Annotated in this window: 19 protein-coding genes; 13 read left to right on the top strand and 6 right to left on the bottom strand. The window is 73.3% G+C overall.

The window, feature by feature from the left end; all coding sequences use genetic code 11:
- The first annotated feature begins 98 nt into the window (after window positions 1–98).
- The 9 genes from bdeA (at window position 99) to AMK31_RS08755 (ending at window position 11,938) form a co-directional block, all read left to right on the top strand.
- Entirely contained in the window at window positions 99–1,025 is a 927-nt protein-coding gene (gene bdeA / locus AMK31_RS08795; protein ID WP_073939815.1) for a bis(hydroxyethyl) terephthalate hydrolase, read from the top strand.
- Window positions 1,026–1,194: 169 nt separating this feature from the next.
- Complete coding sequence (locus AMK31_RS08790; RefSeq protein ID WP_073939814.1) at window positions 1,195–4,254, top strand: helix-turn-helix transcriptional regulator; 3,060 nt, start codon at window positions 1,195–1,197, stop codon at window positions 4,252–4,254.
- Window positions 4,255–4,379: 125 nt separating this feature from the next.
- Window positions 4,380–5,660 carry a PucR family transcriptional regulator gene (locus tag AMK31_RS08785; RefSeq protein WP_073939813.1) on the top strand — a complete coding sequence of 427 codons (1,281 nt, stop codon included), beginning with the start codon at window positions 4,380–4,382 and terminating at the stop codon, window positions 5,658–5,660.
- Window positions 5,661–6,156: 496 nt separating this feature from the next.
- Window positions 6,157–6,939: an ABC transporter ATP-binding protein gene (locus AMK31_RS08780; RefSeq protein WP_073939812.1), complete on the top strand. Its 783-nt coding sequence runs from the start codon at window positions 6,157–6,159 to the stop codon at window positions 6,937–6,939.
- Complete coding sequence (locus AMK31_RS08775) at window positions 6,936–7,736, top strand: ABC transporter ATP-binding protein (protein WP_073939811.1); 801 nt, start codon at window positions 6,936–6,938, stop codon at window positions 7,734–7,736. The genes AMK31_RS08780 and AMK31_RS08775 overlap by 4 nt, the downstream gene beginning before the upstream one ends.
- Window positions 7,733–8,629, top strand: a complete 897-nt coding sequence (locus AMK31_RS08770; protein ID WP_073939810.1) for a branched-chain amino acid ABC transporter permease — start codon at window positions 7,733–7,735, stop codon at window positions 8,627–8,629. Before AMK31_RS08775 ends, AMK31_RS08770 begins: the two co-directional genes overlap by 4 nt.
- Complete coding sequence (locus AMK31_RS08765; RefSeq protein ID WP_073939809.1) at window positions 8,622–9,722, top strand: branched-chain amino acid ABC transporter permease; 1,101 nt, start codon at window positions 8,622–8,624, stop codon at window positions 9,720–9,722. Before AMK31_RS08770 ends, AMK31_RS08765 begins: the two co-directional genes overlap by 8 nt.
- Entirely contained in the window at window positions 9,719–10,972 is a 1,254-nt protein-coding gene (locus tag AMK31_RS08760; RefSeq protein ID WP_073939808.1) for an ABC transporter substrate-binding protein, read from the top strand. The genes AMK31_RS08765 and AMK31_RS08760 overlap by 4 nt, the downstream gene beginning before the upstream one ends.
- Before the next feature lie 147 nt (window positions 10,973–11,119).
- Window positions 11,120–11,938 carry an SAM-dependent methyltransferase gene (locus AMK31_RS08755; protein ID WP_073939807.1) on the top strand — a complete coding sequence of 273 codons (819 nt, stop codon included), beginning with the start codon at window positions 11,120–11,122 and terminating at the stop codon, window positions 11,936–11,938.
- Between the two features lie 24 nt (window positions 11,939–11,962).
- On the opposite strand, the gene AMK31_RS08750 is transcribed toward AMK31_RS08755, so the two are convergent.
- Together AMK31_RS08750 and AMK31_RS08745 are read right to left on the bottom strand one after the other, a co-directional pair.
- Window positions 11,963–12,883: a helix-turn-helix domain-containing protein gene (locus tag AMK31_RS08750; protein ID WP_073939806.1), complete on the bottom strand. Its 921-nt coding sequence runs from the start codon at window positions 12,881–12,883 to the stop codon at window positions 11,963–11,965.
- 131 nt (window positions 12,884–13,014) lie between these two features.
- Window positions 13,015–13,245 carry a DUF397 domain-containing protein gene (locus AMK31_RS08745; protein ID WP_073939805.1) on the bottom strand — a complete coding sequence of 77 codons (231 nt, stop codon included), beginning with the start codon at window positions 13,243–13,245 and terminating at the stop codon, window positions 13,015–13,017.
- A gap of 187 nt (window positions 13,246–13,432) precedes the next feature.
- On the opposite strand from AMK31_RS08745, the gene AMK31_RS08740 reads away from it, so the two are divergent.
- The 4 genes from AMK31_RS08740 (at window position 13,433) to AMK31_RS08725 (ending at window position 16,439) form a co-directional block, all read left to right on the top strand.
- Window positions 13,433–13,618 carry a hypothetical protein gene (locus tag AMK31_RS08740; RefSeq protein ID WP_073939804.1) on the top strand — a complete coding sequence of 62 codons (186 nt, stop codon included), beginning with the start codon at window positions 13,433–13,435 and terminating at the stop codon, window positions 13,616–13,618.
- Window positions 13,619–13,641: 23 nt separating this feature from the next.
- Window positions 13,642–14,160 (top strand): hypothetical protein, encoded by a 519-nt coding sequence (locus AMK31_RS08735; RefSeq protein WP_073939803.1) that lies wholly within the window; start codon window positions 13,642–13,644, stop codon window positions 14,158–14,160.
- Window positions 14,161–14,295: 135 nt separating this feature from the next.
- On the top strand, window positions 14,296–16,062 hold the full coding sequence (locus AMK31_RS08730; protein WP_073939802.1) for an ABC transporter ATP-binding protein: 1,767 nt from the start codon (window positions 14,296–14,298) through the stop codon (window positions 16,060–16,062).
- A gap of 134 nt (window positions 16,063–16,196) precedes the next feature.
- Window positions 16,197–16,439: a DUF5133 domain-containing protein gene (locus AMK31_RS08725; protein ID WP_073939801.1), complete on the top strand. Its 243-nt coding sequence runs from the start codon at window positions 16,197–16,199 to the stop codon at window positions 16,437–16,439.
- A gap of 47 nt (window positions 16,440–16,486) precedes the next feature.
- Here the strand turns inward: AMK31_RS08725 and tgmB are convergent, their stop codons facing one another.
- From tgmB to AMK31_RS08705, 4 genes are all read right to left on the bottom strand, one after another.
- A complete protein-coding gene (tgmB, locus tag AMK31_RS08720) occupies window positions 16,487–17,470 on the bottom strand; it encodes an ATP-grasp ribosomal peptide maturase (protein WP_073939800.1) in 984 nt (327 codons plus the stop codon).
- 16 nt (window positions 17,471–17,486) lie between these two features.
- Window positions 17,487–17,678, bottom strand: coding sequence for a putative ATP-grasp-modified RiPP (tgmA, locus tag AMK31_RS08715; protein WP_073939799.1), 192 nt, complete (start codon window positions 17,676–17,678; stop codon window positions 17,487–17,489).
- A 458-nt stretch (window positions 17,679–18,136) separates the two neighbouring features.
- A complete protein-coding gene (locus AMK31_RS08710; protein ID WP_073939798.1) occupies window positions 18,137–19,336 on the bottom strand; it encodes a hypothetical protein in 1,200 nt (399 codons plus the stop codon).
- A gap of 171 nt (window positions 19,337–19,507) precedes the next feature.
- Window positions 19,508–20,872 carry an FAD-dependent oxidoreductase gene (locus tag AMK31_RS08705; protein WP_073939797.1) on the bottom strand — a complete coding sequence of 455 codons (1,365 nt, stop codon included), beginning with the start codon at window positions 20,870–20,872 and terminating at the stop codon, window positions 19,508–19,510.
- Window positions 20,873–21,025: the final 153 nt, after the last annotated feature.

Below are 21,025 nucleotides of genomic sequence, written 5' to 3'. Positions count from 1 at the left end.
CCGGTGCCCACCGCGCGGTGCCGCGTCGACAGTGGGCGAGCCGTCCCCGACGGCAGACCCCACACCCCGAACGCGCACGACAGAGAGGACGACTCGACGTGCAGCAGCACCCGCAGCACCGCGCCGACTCCCCAGCCCCCCGCCGGCACCGCCGCACCGGCCGCCTCACCGGACTCGCCGCGGCGACCGCGGCCCTGATCGGGCTCAGCACCCTCAGCGGCACCGGCGCCCACGCTGCCGACAACCCCTACGAGCGCGGCCCGGCGCCGACCGAGGCCAGCATCGAGGCCCTGCGCGGCCCGTACGCCGTGTCGCAGACCTCGGTCTCGTCGCTGTCGGTGACCGGCTTCGGCGGCGGCACCATCTACTACCCGACCAGCACCGCGGACGGCACCTTCGGCGCCGTGGCCATCTCGCCCGGTTTCACCGCCTATGAGTCCTCGATCGCGTGGCTGGGCCCGCGACTGGCCTCCCAGGGCTTCGTGGTCTTCACCATCGACACCAACACGACGGTGGACCAGCCGGACTCCCGGGGCGACCAGCTGCTCGCCGCGCTGGACTACCTCACCCAGCGCAGTTCCGTCCGCAGCCGCGTCGACGCCACCCGGCTCGGCGTGATGGGTCACTCGATGGGCGGCGGCGGCAGCCTGGAGGCGGCCAAGACCCGGCCCTCCCTGCAGGCCGCGATCCCGCTGACGCCGTGGAACCTGGACAAGACCTGGCCCGAGATCAAGACCCCCACCCTGATCTTCGGTGCCGACGGCGACACCATCGCCCCGGTCGCCAGCCACGCCGAGCCCTTCTACACCAACCTGCCGTCGTCCCTGGACAAGGCGTACCTGGAGCTGAACAGCGCCACCCACTTCACGCCGAACACCTCGGACACGACGATCGCGAAGTACAGCATCAGCTGGCTGAAGCGCTTCATCGACAACGACACCCGCTACGAGCAGTTCCTGTGCCCGCTGCCCCGCCCGAGCCTGACCATCGAGGAGTACCGCGGCAACTGCCCGCACACCTCCTGACCCCGCCGCACCCACGGCACCACGGCGGTCGCGCCCACCGGCGCGGCCGCCGTGGCCGTTGTGCGGGCGCACGTGGCGCGGGCCTCCGCGTTGGGCGGCGGCACAGACGGCCGCCGGGACGCGGATGTCCGCCTTCCGGCTGCCGTTACCCACGCGTAACGTCGCGGGAATGACCGGACACACGACCGTGCCGACGGCCTCGCCGATCCACGGGCGGAGCGCGGAGCGGCGCATCGTGGCCGCGCTGCCGGACCGGCTGGGGACGGGCAGCGCCGTGCTCGTCCTGACCGGCGAGCCCGGACTCGGCCGCACCACACTCCTCGACGAGACCGCCCGCTCCCACCGGGCCGGACCGGTGCTGTACGTCCGCTGCGACGCGGCGGACGCCGTGCCGTACGGCGGTGTGCACGCGCTCGCCACGGCCGCGGGCCGCCCGCCCACGGGTGCCCTGGACTCGCGCACCGCCCCGCAGGCGCTGCTGGACGCGTTCCGCGTCGCGGCCGGGAGCAGGCCGCTGCTGGTGTGCCTGGACGACGTCCACCTGTGGGACGCCCCGTCGCGCGCCGCCCTGGCCCGCGCCGCCCGCCGCCTGTCCACGGCCGGACGGATCGGCCTGCTCGTCACCGCCGCCGGGCCCGGACCGGCCGACCGGGACCTCACCGGACTGCCCGCCCTCCCGCTGCACCCGCTGGCGCCGCCCGCCGCCGCGGCCCTCCTCGACGAGGTGACCGGCGGAACCGTCGATCCCGTCCTCCGCGACGACCTGCTGGAGGAAGCCGAGGGCAACCCGGCCCTGCTGCTCGCGATGATCCGCCGCCTCACCCCCGCCCAGCTGTCCGGCGGCCAGGACACGCCGCGCCCGCTGGCCGACGCCCGGATCCTCACCGGCGTAACGGGCGAATGGCCGCTCGCGCCCACCCCCGCAGCCGACGACCTGCTGCTCCTCACCGCCGCCGCGATGAGGGGCGCGGAGCACGCCGAGGCCGACGCGGCACTCGTACGGGCCGCGTGGCAGCGGCTGCCGACGGGCGCGGACGGTTTACGGGGCGACGCGGGACCGGTGGGTGGGGCGGGCCCGCTGGGGGAGGGGGAGCGGTGCTCGGCGTGGGGCGCGGACTGCTCCCGTGCCGACGTGTCCCTCAGGCCGCCGGGCCGGTCCGAAGCCCGTGCCGGGCTGGTGCGGGCAGCGTGGGAGCGTTTCCCGGCGGGCGGAGCCGGCAGGGCCGACGGTGTCGGCGGGGCTGACGGTGCTGGTGCCGGCGGGGCCGACGGCGCTGGCCATGCCGCCGGTGCAACCGGTGCGCCCAGCGGCGCCGTCCCCGCCCCCCTCCCGGACGCCCTCGTCCTAAACGAAGGCCGCCTCCACTTCACCGGGCCCCTCTCCCGAAGAGCCGTCTACGCCCGAGCCACCCCCGACCGGCGCCGCGCGGCGCACCGCGCTCTCGCCCAGGTGTTGCGCGCCGACGGGCAGGAGCTGTCGGCATCGCTGCACGCCGCGTGGGCCGTGCCCGCCCCGGCGCCCGCGCACGCGGAACGGCTGGCGGCGGTCGCGGCGACCACGTCCTCGCACCGGCTGAGTGCCACCGCGTTCGCCCGAGCCGCCGAACTGACCCCGCACGGCCCGGCCCGCCGGGAGCGGTACACGGCCGCCGCCGAGCAGGCGCTGCTGGCAGGGTGCCCGCGGCGGGCCCTGCGGCTGCTGGCCGAGGCCGGCGGCGGGCCCGTGCCGGACGCGGTGCGCGGGCGGGCCGAGCTGGTGCGGGGCATCGCGGAGCTGCGGGACGGGCCCGTCGCGGACGCCCGCGCCTCCCTGCTGTCCGCCGCCGCACTGCTCACCGCCGACGCGCCGGCCCAGGCCGGGGCCGCCGCCCTCGCCGCCTCAGACGCGGCCTGGGCCGCCGGTGACATCACGGCCTGCCGCGAAGCACTCGCAGGCAGCGAAGGCAGCGAAGGCAGCGAAGGCAGCGAGGGCGGCGAAGGCGCGGGGCCCGCCCGGACCCCGTACGGCTCCGACTACCGGCTCGGCCTCGGCGCCCTGCTCGACGCCCGCATCGACCTGGCCGGCGCACCCCTGCGCCGCGTCGTGGAGCGGGCCCGCACCGCCGAGGAACCCGAGGAACTGCTGCGGGCGGCGGCGGCCGCACTGGTCCTCGGCGACATGGCCGCCGCGGTCCGCGCGGGTGCGCGGGCGCTGGCCGCGGCCCGGACCCGCGGCTCGGCCGCCCTCGTCCCGCAGGCCCTGGAATACCTCGCCTATGCCGAACTCCGCGCCGGGCACCACGCCCTGGCCCGTACGCACGCCGAGGAGGGCCTGCGGGCCGCGCGGCGCACCGGGCAGCGCAACACGGCCGCCCACCATCACGCCGTACTCGCCCTCGCGGCGTCCATCGAGGGCGAGACCGCCGTCCTCGACGGGCATGTGACCGCCGCCCTGGCGACGGCCCGCGCGCACGGTCTGGCGCAGCCGGCCACCCTCGCCCAGTGGGCGGCGGCCCGCGCCGACCTGGGCCGGGGCCGCCCCCTGGAGGCCGCGGACCGGCTGGGCCCGCTGGTGTGCCCGGGGCCCCGGCGGGGGCACTTCGCGGTGTGGATGCTGGCCGTGCCCTGTTTCGTGGAGGCCGCCGTCCTCGCCGGTCGCCCGGAGGCCGCCCGGACCGTGGTGCCGGACTTCGCCGCCTGGGCGGGGTTCGGCGCCGACCCGCAGGCCCCCGCCCAGCTGCTGCGCTGCCACGCCCTGCTGGCCCCGCCGGAACACGCGGGCGAACTGTACGACCGCGCGCTGGCCCTGCACGAACAGGCGGGCGGCGACTTCGAACGCGCGCGTACCGAGCTGCTGTACGGCAAGTGGCTGCGGCGCCGGCGGCGGCCCCGGGAGGCCCGGGACCGGCTGGGCGCGGCACTGGTCGGCTTCGACCGCTGCGGGGCCCTGGTCTGGGCGGACCAGACCCGCGCCGAACTGCGGGCGAACGGCGCCGCGACGAACGGTCCTGCCCCGGGCGGGAGCGGGCCGGGCGGGGGCGCGCTCGCACGGCTCACCCCGCAGCAGTGGCGGATCGCCCGGCATGTCGCCCAGGGCGCCACCAACCGGGAGGTGGCGCGGAGCCTGTCCGTCAGCACCCGCACGGTCGACTACCACCTCCGCAATGTCTTCGCCGCGCTCGGGGTACGGTCCAGGCTGGAACTGGCCCGGCTGGTCGACGGGGCGGAAAAGACCCGTGCACAGCTCTAGGGACCGACCGGACGGTATGTCATCCTTCCGGGCAGGACGAGTCAGGCGGCGGCCGTCGCACAAGCCCGGGGAGCCGGCCCGGGACCGGGCGCCGCCGTGAAGCCCGACCCTGGGGGAGGACCGCGATGCACCCTGCCGTACGGACCAGAACGGCGGCGCCCCGCCCGGCGGCGACCGCCGTACCGCAGCCACGCACCCGGCGCGTCCGGTCGCTGATCGACGCGGACGCCATCCACGTCCTGCACCGCGCCGCGCGCGTGCTGATGGACGACCTGGCCGAGCTGACCGACCGGCTGCTGGCCGTCGTACAGGACCAGGAACCGGCCTACCGGGCCGCGGTGGAGAGCGACCCGGTGGGCGTCTGGCAGGAGACGCACCGCTCGCTGCGGCACAGCGTGGCCTCGCTGCTCGACCCGCGCGGCGCCCGCGACGCGGCCCGCCGCTGCTCATGGCGGATCGGCGCCGTCCGCGCCGAGCAGGGACTGCCGCTGGACGCGGTGCTGCACGCGTTCCGGCTGGGCGGATCACTGGTGTGGCAGGGGCTGGTCGAGGAGACCTCCCGGCGAGCGCCCGAGGACGTGCGGCTGCTCGTCCATGTCGCGGCCGACGTGTGGAACTTCGTCGACGAGCACTGCACCATCGTCACCGACGCCTACCGGCAGGTCGAACGACAGCTGACCTGGCGACGCGAGAACCGCGTCCGGCTGCTGGCCTCCGCGCTCCTCGACGGCACCAGCCGCATCGCCGACCTGCCGGAGACGGCGCGGGCCCTGGAGATGCCGGAGCACGGCCGGTACGTCGTCGTCGCGGTCGCCGACGGCGGCCTCGGCGGCACCCGGGGCGCCGCCGTGGTGCGGGGCGGGGCGCGGGTCCACTGGCACGCGGGCGTGGACGTCGACTACGGCATCGTGCTGCTCGGCGACGACGACCGCGACGGCGACGAGGGCGTCCCGGAGCCGACCGGCGGGCCGGGGGCCAGAATCGGCGTCGGCGGTGCCGTGGAGGGGCTGGCCTCCGTCGGCGAGGCCCGCAGACTCGCCGACACTGCGCTGCGGATGTGCCCCACGGACGGTGGCACGATCCGGCTCACCGAGCACCTGCCCGCGGCCCTCGTCGTGTCGTCCCCGGAACTCGGCACCACCCTCGCCGACCGGGTCCTCGGCCCGCTGGAGCGGGTGGAGCCCGCCGACCGCGAGGTCCTGCTGGACACCGTGGCCACCTGGCTGGCCTGCGACGGCTCCGCGCAGCGCGCGGGCGAGCGCCTGTACTGCCACCGCAACACCGTCCTCAACCGCCTGCGCCGCTTCGAGCAGCTGACCGAACGCTCCCTGGCCCGCCCGTCCGACCTGGTCGAGATCAGCCTCGCCCTGACGGCCCGCCGCCTGCTCCGCCCCGGCCGACCCTGACGACGATCCGACGACGACTGACGACAACCTGACGACAGCCTGAAGACGACGACCCGACGAAACGCCTGCCCCGAGGGGCCGGGCCCGGCCGACAGCACGCGCCGGCGCCTGGCCCCTTCGCTGTAGGCAGTCGCCGGTCGCCGGTCGCCGGTCGCCGGTCGCCGGTCGGCCGTAGGCGGTCAGCGGTCGATCGTAGGCAGTCGCCAGTCGCCAGTCGCCAGTCGCCAGTCGGCCGTAGGTGGTCGGCGGTCGGTGGTCGGCCGTAGGCAGTCGCCAGTCGCCAGTCATCAATCGGCCGTAGGCCGTAGCCCGTACGCGGCCAGCCGTCGCCCCACGCGCCCGCCCCCTGGGCATCCGCACAACGCCCCGCCCCACCGACTGGGACCGCGCACCCACCACCCCGAGAACCCTGTACCGCCCTCCGCCGCCCGTGCTGTCGTGAGCTCCCCTTCCACCGAACATCCGTGCCCGCGCGGTACGGACCCGAGGAGCCGCGATGCCTGAAAGCCCACCGGACGACGAGCCCGCACTGCACGTCGACGGCCTCGACGTGACGTACGGCCGCGCGCTGTCCGCACTCCGCTCGGTGTCCCTGACCGTCCCGCAAGGCGGCGTGGTGACACTGCTGGGCGCCAACGGCGCCGGGAAGACCACCCTGCTGCGGGCGGTCTCCGGCACCCTGCGCCTGCACCGCGGCACGATCACGGGCGGCCGGGTCCGCTACGGCGACACCGAGCTCGACGGCCAGGACCCGGTCGCGGCGGTCCGTGCCGGAGTCGTCCAGGTCCCCGAGGGCAGGCGGGTGTTCGCCGGTCTCTCGGTCGACGAGAACCTGCGCGCCGGCGGGCTCGGCCTCGGCCGGCGCAGCCCCGCCCAGGTCCGCGAGGCCCGCGACCGCGTCTTCGCGCTCTTCCCCCGTCTCGCCGAGCGCACCGGGCAGGCCGCCGGGCTGCTCTCCGGCGGCGAGCAGCAGATGCTGGCGATCGGCCGCGCCCTGATGGCCGCCCCGCGGCTGCTCCTGCTGGACGAGCCGTCCCTCGGCCTCGCCCCGCTGATGGTGAACCGGATCGCCGACGTGATCCGGGAGATCAACGAGCAGGGCACGGCCGTGCTGCTGGTCGAGCAGAACGCCGGCATGGCGCTGTCGCTCGCGACGCACGCCTACGTCCTGGAGGTCGGCGAGGTCCGCCTGTCCGGCCCCGCCGACGAACTCGCCAGCACGGACGCCGTACGCCGCCTCTACCTCGGCGAGTCCGAAGACGGTCAGGGGGCCGCGTGACCGACCGCACCACTTCGCCGCCCGAGCTGGCCGTCCAGGACGTCACCGTCCGGTTCGCCGGTCTCACCGCCCTCGACGCCGTCTCCTTCACCGTGGCCCCCGGCTCGGTGCACGCGGTGATCGGACCCAACGGGGCGGGCAAGTCCACCTGCTTCAACGTCCTGTCCGGCCTGTGCCGCCCCGCGTCCGGCACCGTCCGGCTCGGCGGCACCGAGCTGACCCGGCTCGCCCCGCACCGCATCGCCCGCCTGGGCGTGGCCCGCACCTTCCAGAACATCGTCACCACCGAGGGCACCGTCGCCGACAACCTGATGCTCGGCCGCCATGCCCTGACCCGCGCGGGCTTCGCCACCAGTGCCCTGCGCCTGCCCGGCGCGCTGCGCGAACAGCGCGAGCACCGGGAACGCGCCCGCGAGATCGCCGAACTCACCGGTCTCGGCGACCACTTCGACACACCCGTCGCGGTCCTGTCCTACGGCGACCGCAAGCGCGTGGAGTTCGCCCGCGCCCTCTGCCTGGAGCCGCGCGTGCTGCTCCTCGACGAGCCGGTCGCCGGCATGAACGGCGCCGAACGCGTCCGCACCGCCGAGGTGATCCGGGACGTCCGCGAGCGCCTGGGCCTGTCCGTCCTGCTCGTGGAGCACGACATGGGCCTCGTGATGCGGCTCGCCGACGAGGTCACCGTCCTCGACTTCGGCCGCGCCATCGCCCACGGCACCCCCGAGGAGGTGCGGCGCGACCCCGAGGTGCTGCGCGCCTACCTCGGCACCGGCGAGACGGGGGAGGACGCGGCATGACCGGCTTCCTGGACCACCTGCTCAACGGCCTCGCCCTCGGCGCGGTCTACGCCCTGGTCGCGCTCGGCTTCGTCGTCATCTTCAAGGCGTCCGGCGTGCTCAACTTCGCCCACGGCTCCCTGCTGCTGCTCGGCGGCTACCTCACCGCCGTGCTCCACGACGACCTCGGCTTCGCCGGCGCCCTCGCGGCGGCCGTCCTGGTGACGGGGCTCGTGGCCGGCGCCATGGACCGCCTGCTGCTGCGCGGCGGCGACCGCGACCCGCGCGCCGCCCATGTGCAGACCATCGTGACCATCGGCGTCGACATCGTCCTGGTCACCGACCTCGCCCGGCGCATCGGCGGCGACCTGCTCACCCTCGGCGACCCCTGGGGCGACTCGGTCACCGAGATCGGCTCGGTGACCGTCGCCGACAGCCGCCTCGCCGCGATCGCGGTGTCCGCCGTCGTCATCGGCGCGGTCTTCGCCCTCTTCCGGTACACCGCCTGGGGCCTGTCGCTGCGGGCCGCGTCCGAGGACCTGGAGGCGGCGGCCCTGATGGGCGTACGGCTGAACCGGGTGCGCATGCTCGCCTGGTGCCTGGCCGGGGCGCTCGCCGCGCTCGCCGCCGTGTTCCTCGCCGCGTTCCCGGCGCCCGGCCTGGAACGCACCACCGGGCAGATCGCCCTGAAGGCCTTCCCCGCCGCGATCCTCGGCGGCATGGCCTCCCCGCCCGGCGCCCTGGCGGGCAGCCTCCTGATCGGCCTGACCGAGGCCCTGGTCGCCGGCTACCAGTCCGAACTGCACGTGCTCGGCGAGGGCTTCGGCGACGTCGCCCCGTACGCCGTGATGGTCCTCGTCCTCCTCGTACGGCCCACCGGGCTGTTCGGCGCGAAGGGAGCGGTCCGTGTCTGACCTCCTCAAGCGCGGCCGGTTCCTGCTGCCCGCCCTGCTCCTCGCCGCCCTCCCGTTCTACCTGGACGCCTTCTGGCTGCGGATCGGCCTGTTCGCCATGGCGGCCGCCATCGGCGCGGTCGGCCTCGGACTGCTGGCGGGCACCGCCGGCCAGCTCTCCCTCGGCCACGCCTTCTTCCTCGCCGTCGGCGCCTACGGCTACGCCTGGCTGGCCGGCGAACCCGGCCCCGGCCTGCCGCCCGCGCTCGCCCTCGTCCTCGCGGTGCTCCTCGCCGGAGCCGCGGGCGGCCTGTTCAGCCCGGTCGCCGGCCGGGTCAAGGGCATCTACCTGGGCGTGGCCACCCTCGCCCTGGTCTTCCTCGGCCACCACGTCCTGCTCACCGCGGACTCCGTCACCGGCGGCTTCAACGGCCGCTCCGTCCCGCCGCTGAGCGTCGGCGGCTTCACCTTCGCCGACACCGACCCCGAACTCGTCGTGCTGGGCGTGCCGTTCGGCGCCGAGGAACGCCTGTGGTACCTGGGGCTCGCGCTGTTCGCGCTCACCTGGTTCACCGCCCGCGGCATCCTGCGCGGACGCCCCGGCCGCGCCCTGGTGGCCGTACGCGACAGCGAGACCGCGGCCGCCGTCATGGGGGTCGACGTGGCCCGCTACCGCTCGGCCGCGTTCGTCGTCTCCTCGATGTACGCGGGCCTCGCCGGAGCGCTGCTCGCGCTCGGCTTCCGCCGCATCGTGCCCGACTACTTCGGACTCGCCCTCTCCGTCGACTACCTCGCCATGATCGTCATCGGCGGTCTCGGCTCGGTCGCCGGAGCCACCGCGGGAGCCGTGTTCGTCACCGCGCTCCCCCTGCTGATGACCCGGTACGCGGACCATCTGCCGCTGGTCGCCGCCCCCGGCGGCACCGGGGGAGCCGTCGGCCCCACCGAGGCCGCCCGCTACCTCTACGGCGCCGCGATCGTCCTGATCCTTCTGTACGCCCCCGACGGCCTGCACGGACTAGCCCGCCGGCTGCGCGCCCGCACGGCGCGCCGCCGCGAACCCGCCACTCCCGCCCTCGCCTCACCCGCACGACCCAAGGAGCACACCCCGTGAACACCTCCCGCACCACCAAGACCCTGGTCGCCTCGGCCGTCGCGGCACTGCTGCTCGCGGGCTGCAGCTCCAAGGCGGACGACGGCAAGGCCGAGGCCGCCGCCGACGGCGTCAAGACCGGCCCCGGCGTCACCGACGACCGCATCCGGCTGGGCGCCCTCACCGACCTCACCGGCCCCTACGCCACCCTCGGCAAGAGCATCGTGCAGGCGCAGAAGATGTGGGCCGACGAGACCAACGCGGCCGGCGGCATCTGCGGCCGCAAGGTCGAGATCGTCGTCGAGGACCACGGCTACGACGTCCAGAAGGCCGTCACCGCGTACGCCGACCTGTCGCCCGACGTCGTCGCCCTGCCGCAGGTCATCGGCTCCCCGGTGGTCGCCGCCCTGATCGACGACATCGAGCGCGACGACCTGCTCACCTTCCCGCAGGCCTGGGCCGCGTCCCTGCTCGGCAAGGACTCCGTGCAGGTCATCGGCACCACCTACGACGTCGACATGATCGCCGCGGTCGACTTCCTCACCCGCACCAAGGGCCTGAAGAAGGGCGACACCATCGGCCACGTCTACTTCGAGGGCGACTACGGCGCCAACGCCCTGGAGGGCTCCACCTGGGCCGCGAAGCGCGCGGGCCTGAAGATCGCCGACCAGAAGATCAAGGCCACCGACACCGACCTGTCCGCCCAGGTGTCCGCGCTGCGCAAGGCCGGGGTGAAGGCGGTCCTGATCAGCGCCGGCCCCGCCCAGACCGCCTCCCTCGCCGGGGTCGCCGCCTCGCGCGGACTGCGCGTGCCCATCGTCAGCAGCGCCCCCGGCTTCGCGCCCCAGCTGATGAAGACGCCCGCGGCGAAGGCCCTGGAGGGCATGCTGAGCGTGGTCAGCGCCGCCCCGGCGGTCAGCTCGGACCTGCCCGGCGTCAAGAAGATGGTGGCCGCGTACGAGAAGAAGTTCCCGGGTTCGCCGGTCGACTCCGGTGTGCTCTCCGGCTACAACGCGGCGCAGTTGCTCGGCACCGACCTGAAGAAGGCCTGCGAGGCGGGCAGCCTGGCCAGGGAGGACGTGGTGAAGGCCCACCGCGCCCAGAAGGTCGCCGACACCGGCCTCGGCACCCCGCAGAACTTCTCCGAGGTCGACCGTCCCGCCAGCGTCGAGACGTACGTGCTCAAGCCGGACGCGAAGGCGGTCGGCAACATGGTGGTCGTGGAGGAGGCGCACGCCGCGCCGGGCGTCGAGGAGTACCTGAACTCGTAAGCCACGCAACGCGCTTGGGAAGGTGGTCCGGTACGGATCACCTTCCCGGCGGATTCCGCCATCCACTGGCATCCGTCACCGGTGGATCCCTAGGATGTGCAGCCTGTGAGGCCATGCGGCGCGGCGCGGCACGAAGCTGGGGGAACCATGAACACCGGTAAGCAGCTCTCCACGGAGATCGACGCCAACATCCCTACCGCCGCGCGGATGTACGACTACTACCTCGGCGGCAAGGACAACTACGCCGCGGACCGCGCGGCCTGCGAGGAACTGGACAAGGTCGTCCCCAGCACCCGCCGGCTCGCGCTGAACAACCGGCGCTTCCTCCAGCGGGTCGTCCGGACGCTCGCCGAGGAGCACGGCATCCGGCAGTTCCTCGACCACGGCTCCGGCCTGCCGACCCAGGACAACGTCCACCAGGTCGCCCAGCGCCACGATCCCAGCGCCCACGTGGTGTACGTCGACAACGACCCGATGGTGCTGGTCCACGGCCGCGCGCTGCTGGAGCAGGACGAGCGCACCACCGTCATCCACGCGGACATGCGCGAGACCGAGGCGATCTTCGACCACCCGGAGACCCGCCGTCTGATCGACTTCGACCAGCCGGTCGCCGTGCTCTTCAACTCGGTCTTCCACTGCATCCCGGACAGCGACACCGACGGACCGCTCGCCGTGGTCCGCCGCGTCACCGAACGGCTCGCGCCGGGCAGCTTCCTGCTGATGTGCCAGCTGGTGAGCGAGGACCCCGAGGTCCGCAAGTTCGTCACCGACTTCATGGCCCAGGCCACCCAGGGCCACTGGGGCCGCGTACGCGAGCCGAAGGACGTCGCCGAGTGGTTCGAGGGTCTGGAGATCCTGGAGCCGGGCCTGGTGGAGGTCTCCACCTGGCGCCCCGACTCGGAGGTGGCCCCCCGTCAGCTCACCCACGAGTGGATCGAGTTCGGCGGAGTGGCCCGCAAGCCCTAGTGGGGTCTCCGGCCGCCGGGGCCGTCACTCGGCCGGATAGCGCAGCTCCATCGTCTCGCTGAGCAGGGTCAGCGAGTCCTTCGGGGTCAGGGCCTCGTCGGCGAGTCGGTCGAGGGCTACTCGGTACTCCTCCGTCTCGTCGCGGTCCTCGAGGAAGTTCGCGCTGCGGATGTGCTCGAGGTAGACGACGTCCGGCAGGTCGAGGCCGCCGAAGCGGAGGTAGGTGATCGGGATGGAGGGTGCCGAGGCGTTCGTGACGTCCAGTGGCACCACCTGAAGCGTGACGTTCGGCCGCTGGGCCATCTCGATCAGATGCGTCAGTTGTTCACGCATCACGGCCTTGCTGCCGAGCACCCGCAGCAGCACCGACTCGTCGACGATCGCCCACAGCTGCGGGGCGTCCGGCCGGTGCAGCAACTCGGCGCGGCGGGTGCGCAGTTCGACACGCCGGAGCACTTCCTTCTCCGGCGCGACCGGCAGGCCTCGGCGGACCACCGCCTGGGTGTACGCCGGAGTCTGGAGGAGGCCAGGTACGTACTGGATCTCGAAGGTACGGATCGCGGCGGCGGCCTCCTGGAGCCCGACGAGCCGGTCGAACCACTCCGGCATCAACCGCTTGTCGTACCGCTGCCACCAGCCCGGCTCCCCGGCCCGGCGCAGCAGCTCCAGCAGGACGGACGACTCGTGCTCGTCCACCTCGTAAAGCCGCAGCAGGGCCCGCACGTCCGTCTCGGTCGGCGGTTTGCGGCCCTTGCCCGCCTCGATCCTGGACAGCTTCGCCGGACTGAAGCCGAGGGCGCGGGCCGCCTGGTCCTGGGCCAGCCCGGCATCCTCGCGCAGACCCGCCAACTGGACGCCGACCAGCATCTTCAGCAGGGTGGGTGCGGGTTCGGCCCGGTCCAGATAGGGCCGGAGGCGCACCACACGTTGCGACTCGGCGGACATCCCGACTCCCGGAAATGCAGGCAGAAGAGAGGGACAGCTTAGCGCAGTCCCGCATCCCGGCGCCGCATATGCCGGGAGAGCGCGGGGTGTTGACGGTGGTGCGACGCCGCGGCCCGCGCGGGTCCCGCGCCTCACACCAGGTGGTCGAACTCCCCGTCCTTGGCGCCGGCCAGGAACGCCGCCACCTCGGCCGCCGTGTACACGAGGGCGGGCCCGTCGGGGTCGCGGGAGTTGCGCAGGGCGACGGCGCCGTCGGCCAGCGGGGCGACCTCGACGCAGTTGCCCTCCGCGTTGCTGTGCCGGCTCTTGATCCACTGGGTGTCCAGCGTGCTGGCAGGTACTCCGTTCGGTACGGGTGACATCGATCTCTCCCTGGTGTCCGGGGTGCCTTCGGGTTCGCCGTGGTCTGTGCCCACGTCATCAGCCGCCTATCCGGAAACGCGCGCAATTTCTCGTGCAATTGCACGCGACGGCCTACGGCGTGGATAATAGACCGCGCGTCAACCCGCTGGGAGACGCCCGACCATGACGTCGCATCAGGGAGCTGCCGTGCCCTCACCCGCGCAGCACAGGTCCGCCGAACCGCTGGTCACCACCGGCGTGGAAGGCATGGTCGAGGCACTGGCCGCCACCCGGGGCGGCACCCCGCGGGACTGGTCGCCCCCGGGCCGTTCGGAGGTCGGACACCGACCGCCGGCGGACGGGCCGTCGACCACCCCCTCGTTACTGCCATGACCGCTGCGGAAAGGCCCCACGCCATGCGCACCGCTTCGACGGGACACCCCGGCACCGAGCGCTCCGAGCACCCCGCGATCCTGGCGTCGCTCGGCGATGTGCCGTGGCACGAGATCCAGGACTCCACCGGCTCCGCCGCCGCCATCCCGGGGCTGCTCGACGACATCGCCCGGGGCAGCGCCGACACGGCGACGGCCGCACTGGGCGAGCTGCGGAACCGTATCTGCCAGTACGGCTTCGTCGTCGAGCAGGCGACTGCCGCCACGGTCCCCTTCCTGTGGGAGCTGGCCCAGCTGCCCCACGTCTCCTGCCGCCCCCAGATCATCCGGCTGCTCGCCAGCATCGCCGAGGCCCGGCAGTGGGAGCACACCGCCAGCGCCTACCCCAAGCTGCTCAACCGCCGCGAGAACCCGGTGGTGTGGGAGCGCGCGGCCCGCCAGGCCGTGCGTGAGCGGCGCGGCACCCTCGGGTCCCTGATGGACGAGCAGGACACCGAGGTCGCCCGCGCGACCACCGAACTCGCCCGCACCCTCGGCGTGTAGCGCCTCGACCGGTCTCACGCTGCGGACACTCCGACCCGACCGCCGCGCGGTGGTGTACCCCTGGCCGAACAGGGCAGAAAGCGCTTCCTGAAGGCCACCCGGAATCCACAAGGTCACCGGAGAGGAACACCACCGATGGCATCGCCGTTGGAACAACCGCTCGACCACCGCTACCGGGGCGAACACCCGATTCGCACCCTCGCCTACCTCTTCCGCGCCGACCGCCGGCGCCTGGCCGCCGCGGTCGCCGTCTTCACCTTCAAACACAGCCCGATCTGGCTGCTCCCGCTGATCACCGCGTCCATCATCGACACGGTCGTCCAGCACCAGCCCATCGGCCGGCTCTTCACCAGCACCGGGGTCATCCTCTTCATCCTGCTGGTCAACTATCCGCTGCACGTGCTCTACGTCCGCCTCCTGTACGGCAGCGTCCGCCGCATGGGCACCGCCCTGCGCTCCGCGCTGTGCACCCGCATGCAGCAGCTGTCCATCGGCTACCACTCCCGGGTCAGCGCCGGCGTCCTGCAGGCCAAGGTGGTCCGGGACGTCGAGACGGTCGAGCAGATGGTCCAGCAGACCGCGGAGCAGGGGCTCGGCGCCACCACCGTGCTCATCGGCGGCCTGGTCATCATCGCCGTCCGCACGCCCGAGTTCCTCCCCGTCTTCCTGATCGTCGTGCCCGCCGCCGCCCTCCTCGTCGCCCGGCTGCGGTCCCGGCTGCGCACCCACAACGAACACTTCCGGCACGAGGTGGAGACCCTGTCGTCCCGGGTGACCGAGATGACCCGCCTCATCCCGGTCACCCGCGCCCACGGCCTGGAGGGCAAGGCCCTGCGCCGCATGGACGGCACCCTGCGCCGGCTGCTCACCTCCGGGATGCGCCTCGACCTCGTCAACGGCCGGTTCGGCTCACTGGCCTGGGTGGTGCTCAACGTGGTCGGCGTCCTGGTGCTCGCCGGCGCCGCGCTCATCTCGTATTACGGCGTCTGGGGCGTCACCCCCGGCGACGTCGTCATGCTCAGCGCCTTCCTCACCACCCTCACCAACTCGGTGACCACGCTGGCCGGACTGACCCCGGTCATATCCAAGGGCCTGGAGTCGGTCCGCTCGGTCGGCGAAGTGCTCCAGGCCCCCGAACTGGAGGACAACGAGGGCAAGACCGAGGTCACCTCGCTGCGCGGCGCCGTCACCTTCGAGGGCGTCGGCTACGCCTACGACGGCGGTCGCGCCGCGGTCCGCGACTTCACCCTCGACGTCACCCCCGGCGAGACCATCGCCCTGGTGGGCGCCTCAGGCGCCGGCAAGTCCACCGTCCTCAACCTGGTCATCGGGTTCATCCGCCCCACCTCGGGCCGGCTGCTGCTCGACGGCGCCGACATGACCGGCCTCGACCTGCGCACCTACCGGCGGTTCGTGTCGGTGGTCCCGCAGGAGTCGATCCTCTTCGACGGCACCGTCCGCGACAACGTCGCCTACGGCATGGACGACGCCGACGAGGAGACCGTCCGCGCGGCGCTGCGGGACGCCAACGCCCTGGAGTTCGTCGACCGGTTGCCCAAGGGCCTCGACACCCTGGTCGGGGAGCACGGGGCGCGGCTGTCGGGCGGTCAGCGGCAGCGGCTCGCCATCGCCCGCGCCCTGATCCGGGACCCGAAGGTGCTGGTCCTCGACGAGGCGACCTCCGCCCTGGACACCCGCTCCGAGGCGCTCGTCCAGGAGGCGCTCGCCCGACTGCTGCACGGCCGTACCACCTTCGTCGTGGCGCACCGGCTGTCCACCGTGCGGGGCGCGGACCGGATCGTGGTGATGGGCGACGGCCGGATCGAGGAGATCGGCACCCATGAGGAACTGCTCCGCCGGGGTGGCGCGTACGCGGCGCTGCACAGCGGACAAGCCGCCTGAGACCGCCCCTCGACCGCCCGGCGCACAGGCGTCGGGCAACGGTATCGCGTCAATTGCGCCCGGCGCTCACCGGAGGTGATTGGTCCGGCACCCACCGGGCATACGCAGCGAAAAAGCCGAGAGAGGGGCGCCCCGTGCTTGTACCGGACCCGAAGGTCGTCAGAAAGCTGCTGACCCGGTACGCGACCCTGCAGATCGCCCAGGCGGAGCGGGAGAGTGCGGCCACAGCACGTGAGTTGGATGACGTCAGCTACACGCTCTGCGTGATGATGGGCACTACAGACATCCGTGACGCCATCGCCAAGGCGGACGCTCTGCTGACCGACGGCCGGGCGGCGGACCCGGACGAGGACAGCGGCCTGTCGCTGGCGGTCTGACCCCGCCGTACGACACCGCCGTACCCCGTGCGACGCCGGTACCACGGTCAGGGAACCGTGGTACCGGCGTCGCACGTCCGCTCCGGTCGCCCTGGAGCGGGCCGGGCCAGCCACTCGGCGATCGTCCGGGCGATCGGCTGGCCCGTGTCGACCTCCACGAACCCGAACTGCCCCGACTGGTTGCACTCCAGGAACCACCAGGTGCCGTCGGCGTCCTCGACGAAGTCGAAGGCGCCGTACGCCAGTTCCGCCTCCCGCAGGTACCCGTGCACCGCCTCGGCGATCCGCGGCGGGACCTCGGTCTCCGCCCAGGGCGCGGCGGGCTCGGCGAAACGTACGTCGACGTCGTCTGGGTCGGCGTCGGGCGGGGTCTCCTTGCGGGCGGCCAGCAGCCGCTCGCCCACCGCCGTGAGCCGGATGTCGGCCCGCTTGGCGATCCGCCGCTGCAACAGCGTCGGCCCGAACGCGACCGCGGCGAAGTCGGTGCCGGGCGCCACCCGGCTGGTCGGCACGGCGCGCGGCGGCTCCTGCGGATGCGCGCCCGAGACCGGCTTGACCACCAGATCCGGGAAGCGCTCGGCGAAGGCCCGCGCCGCCTGCGGGAACGTCGTGATCAGCGTGGCCGGTACGGGCAGCCCGCTGCGCTGGGCGAGGCGCAGCTGCCACGGCTTGTGGCGGGCCCGGCGAGCCGCGTCGGGATGGTTCATCCAGCGGACGCCGGTGCCGCGCAGCATGCCGTAGAGCGCCTGTGAGGACTCCTCGGTCAGCCAGGCGGACGGCGTGGCCGCGTGGGCGGCCGGAGCGCCCGGCCGCCGCACCCATACGGACCGCAGCCCGTCCATGCCCACCAGCCGGCCGGCGGACCACAGATGGCCCCGGAAGGAGCCGTGCACGAATTCCCCCGAGAGGGCGACCCCGCCGGTCAGATCGGCGGGGTCGAGCCGGACCACCGGCACTCCGGACGCGTGGAGGTGCACGACGACCATGTCGGCCGTCACGTCCTGGTCGCTGGTCAGGATCAGTACGGTCATCTTCGACGGTCCGTGGTCAGTCGTCGAAATGAGTCTTGGAGCCCGCCGTGGACGTCGTGGTCCCCAGTTCCCGGAGCAAGGCGTGATCGGTGGCGGCGATCCGGCCGTCGAACAGCACGTTCAGCTGCCGTCCGGGGTCGTAGGCATAGGGGGTGGCGACGTCCAACTCCGCCGCCGGGCGTGCGTAGTTGAGCGCGAACGGTTGCATCGTCTCTCCCTCGTCGGTGCTGCCCCGGTGAAGCCGCGGCGGGCCGACTACCTGACCGCGCCCGCTGGATCTCCAGGGCTTTCATGGACTTATACGAATCGAACGCCTGGTTGGTTTCCTTACGCTCCGTAGTTCTTCTGGGTGCGGGCGCCCTGAACCTGAGACGGTTCAGGGCGCCCCGCGGTTGAGTCCGGCGAGGATTACGGAGAGGCGACCGGCCTGAGGTCCGGCGAGTGCGCGGAGCGTAGGAACGAGTGCGTGATGGGCCGTCCACTCCTCCAATTCCCTGATACGGCTCCGGTATTGCCTCACAGGTCCCGACCTGTCGCGCGGGCGCGGAGGAGGAGGGGCCGGGTGGACGCCTGGGAAGGGAGGGGGAGGAAGAAAGCGAGGAATGCGAGGATCGGGAACCGGCCGGGCGCCGATCCGTACCGTCGGCTCGCCCGGCCCGGTGTCCGCTACGGCGCTTCGGGCCCGGGCGTCCCGGTCCGGTCCTCGGTGTCCGTCCGGGCTTCGGGCGTGGCGGCGCGCTTGGCCTTTCCGCCGCCCTTGAGGCGTTCCAGCGTGCGGGTCAGCTGCTGGAACGGGGAGACGGGCTGGGTGTCCTGATTCCGCTCCTGCTCGCGCGGGGCGGGGAGGGACGCCGCGGCGGCGGACTCCCGGTAGGCGGCCAGCGCCTCGTTCGCCCGCTCGGCGGCCTCCCGGTACAGGTCACGGGACTTGGTCATGGCCTCCAGCGCCTCGGCGTACATGGCCACCAGGGCCCGCTCGCGCTCCAGCTCCTCCTCCAGCGTCAGCAGGTGCCAGTCCTCGCGTAGCGCGGTCAGCACCTCGTCGGCGCCCTTCGGCAGCGGCCTCGGCGCGCGGGCGAAACGGGTCACCGCGTCGATCAGCTCGGTGGGCCGGGAGCCGTCCAGGAAGACGCTGCGCACGGCGAAGCGGCCCCGGTCGTACCCCTCCGGGGCGGGGATGCCGGGCAGGACCACGGCGCCGCCGCGCGGCACCTCCACGCCGAACTCCCGCAGCGCCCAGTTCACGGCGCGCAGCTGGTGCGGGGCGGCGCGGTGCTCCACCACGCGGTGCCGCACTCCCGGCGGCAGCAGCGGGCTCAGCGGGCGCCGGCCGCTCTCGTCCGGGGTCATGGCCTCGTGCACGACGACATGGACCGTCCAGGTGTCGGGCGCGGCGTTGCGCAGGACGCGCCGCAGGTCCTTGTCGTCGGCCGGCAGCGGATTGATGTCGCGGAGCCGCAGTTCGGAACCGCTCGCCCGGTCCCAGCCGGCTGTCGGGGCGTCAGGGCTGTCCGGGCCGTCGGGGCCTTCGGGCCAGAACATGGTCACGGGTGACGGCCACTGGAGGTCCCAGGCGGCCTCCGCCTCGGCGGCGAGCACCCACTCCCGGCCGCCGTCCGAGGCGTCCGAGAGGGCCAGCCGGGCCCGTACGGTCACCTCCCCGGCGACCAGCCAGCGGGCCTCGAAGACCCGCTCACGGGCGCCCTCCGTCTCGGGCGGCTCCATGTGATCGTGGATCACGCCGCGCTCTTTGAGGTCGCGCAGATTGCGTCGCAGCACCTCCTCGGCGGCGGTACCGACATGGCGGCCGCGAGCCAGCCACACCGTGGGGGGAGTCGTGGGGCGGTCGGTGGTGGAGGTCGACATGGGTCCATCTGTGAGCGGGGGCGTCGTGCAGCTGCCAGTATCGTCGCCGGGGTCGGGTGGAGATCAACCGGGGTACCCGGCGAGTTGACGTGTCGACGAGACGAGAAGGGGCCCGGCGGCACCACAGCCGCCGGGCCCCTGGCCGACGCGCACTCGGCGCGCCGTACGTGCTTACGCGCCGCTCGCCTTGAGCATGTCCTCACGCTCGACGATCTTCACGCGCTCGCGGCCCTGCGGCTCGCCCAGCGCCTTCTCGGCGGCGTCCAGCTTGTACCAGCCCTCCCAGGTGGTGAAGCGGATGTCCCGCTCGGCCAGGAAGGCCTCGACGGCCTCGGGCTCGGGCGCCTCGGGCGTCTGCAGACGGCCGCCAGCGAAGTCGTCCAGCAGGTTGGCGACGGTCTCGTTGGCGTCACCCTTGGTGTGGCCGATGAGACCCACCGGGCCGCGCCGGATCCAGCCGGTGACGTACACCGACTGCAGGTGGGCGCCGCCCTCCTCGATGACCCGGCCGCCCTCGTCGGGCACCGTGCCGGAGTCGAGGTCCCAGGGCAGCTTCGGGAGCTTGTCGGAGAGGTAGCCCACCGCGCGGTAGACCGCGTCGACGTCCCAGTCCGTGAACTTGCCGGTGCCCTTGACGTTGCCGGTGCCGTCCAGCTCGGTGCGCTCGGTGCGCAGGCCCACGACCTTGCCGTCCTCACCGAGGATCTCGGTGGGCGACTCGAAGAAGTGCAGGAAGAGCTTGTGCGGACGGTCGCCGACGTCGCGGATCGCCCAGTTCTCGAGGGTCTTGGCGACCATGTCGGCCTGCTTGTTGCCGCGCCGGGTCTCGATCGAGCCCTCGTCGTAGTCGATGTCCTCCGGGTCGACGATGACCTCGATGTTGGGGGAGTGGTCCAGCTCGCGCAGCTCCATCGGGCTGAACTTCGCCTGCGCCGGGCCGCGGCGGCCGAAGACGTGGACCTCGAGGGCCTTGTTGGCCTTCAGCCCCTCGTAGACGTTCGGCGGGATCTCGGTCGGCAGCAGTTCGTCCGCCGTCTTGGCGAGGATGCGCGCGATGTCGAGCGCGACGTTGCCGACGCCGAGGACGGCGACCTTCTCCGCCTCCAGCGGCCAGGTGCGCGGCACGTCCGGGTGGCCGTCGTACCAGGAGACGAAGTCGGCTGCGCCGTAGGAGCCGTCGAGGTCGATGCCCGGGATGGGGAGGGCGCGGTCGGCCGTCGCACCGGTGGAGAAGATCACCGCGTCGTAGAACGAACGCAGGTCGTCCAGGCTGATGTCGGTGCCGTAGTCGACGTTGCCGAAAAGGCGGATCTGCGGCTTGTCGAGCACCTGGTGGAGGGCGGTGATGATGCCCTTGATCCGGGGGTGGTCGGGGGCGACGCCGTAACGGATGAGGCCGAACGGCGCCGGCATCCGCTCGAAGAGGTCGATGGACACGCCGGGCTCGGCGGCCACCTCGGACTTGAGCAGGGCGTCGGCGGCGTAGATCCCGGCGGGGCCGGCTCCGACGATGGCTACCCGCAGGGGGCGGGGCATGATCAGGTTCCCTTCGAGTGACGACAAGCGACTCGTGGGGAAGCCTAAGCTAAGGCAAGCCTAAGTCGGTACGCGGGTCCTATCTATGGGCTCATAAGGCAGCCTTATGAGAGGGATAAGTCAGCCTTCAGTGGGCGGCCGTGCCGAGCTGCG

The organism is Streptomyces sp. TSRI0107, assembly GCF_001905845.1.
Taxonomy (GTDB): Bacteria; Actinomycetota; Actinomycetes; order Streptomycetales; family Streptomycetaceae; genus Streptomyces.
This window is presented reverse-complemented; position numbering and strand designations above follow the sequence as displayed.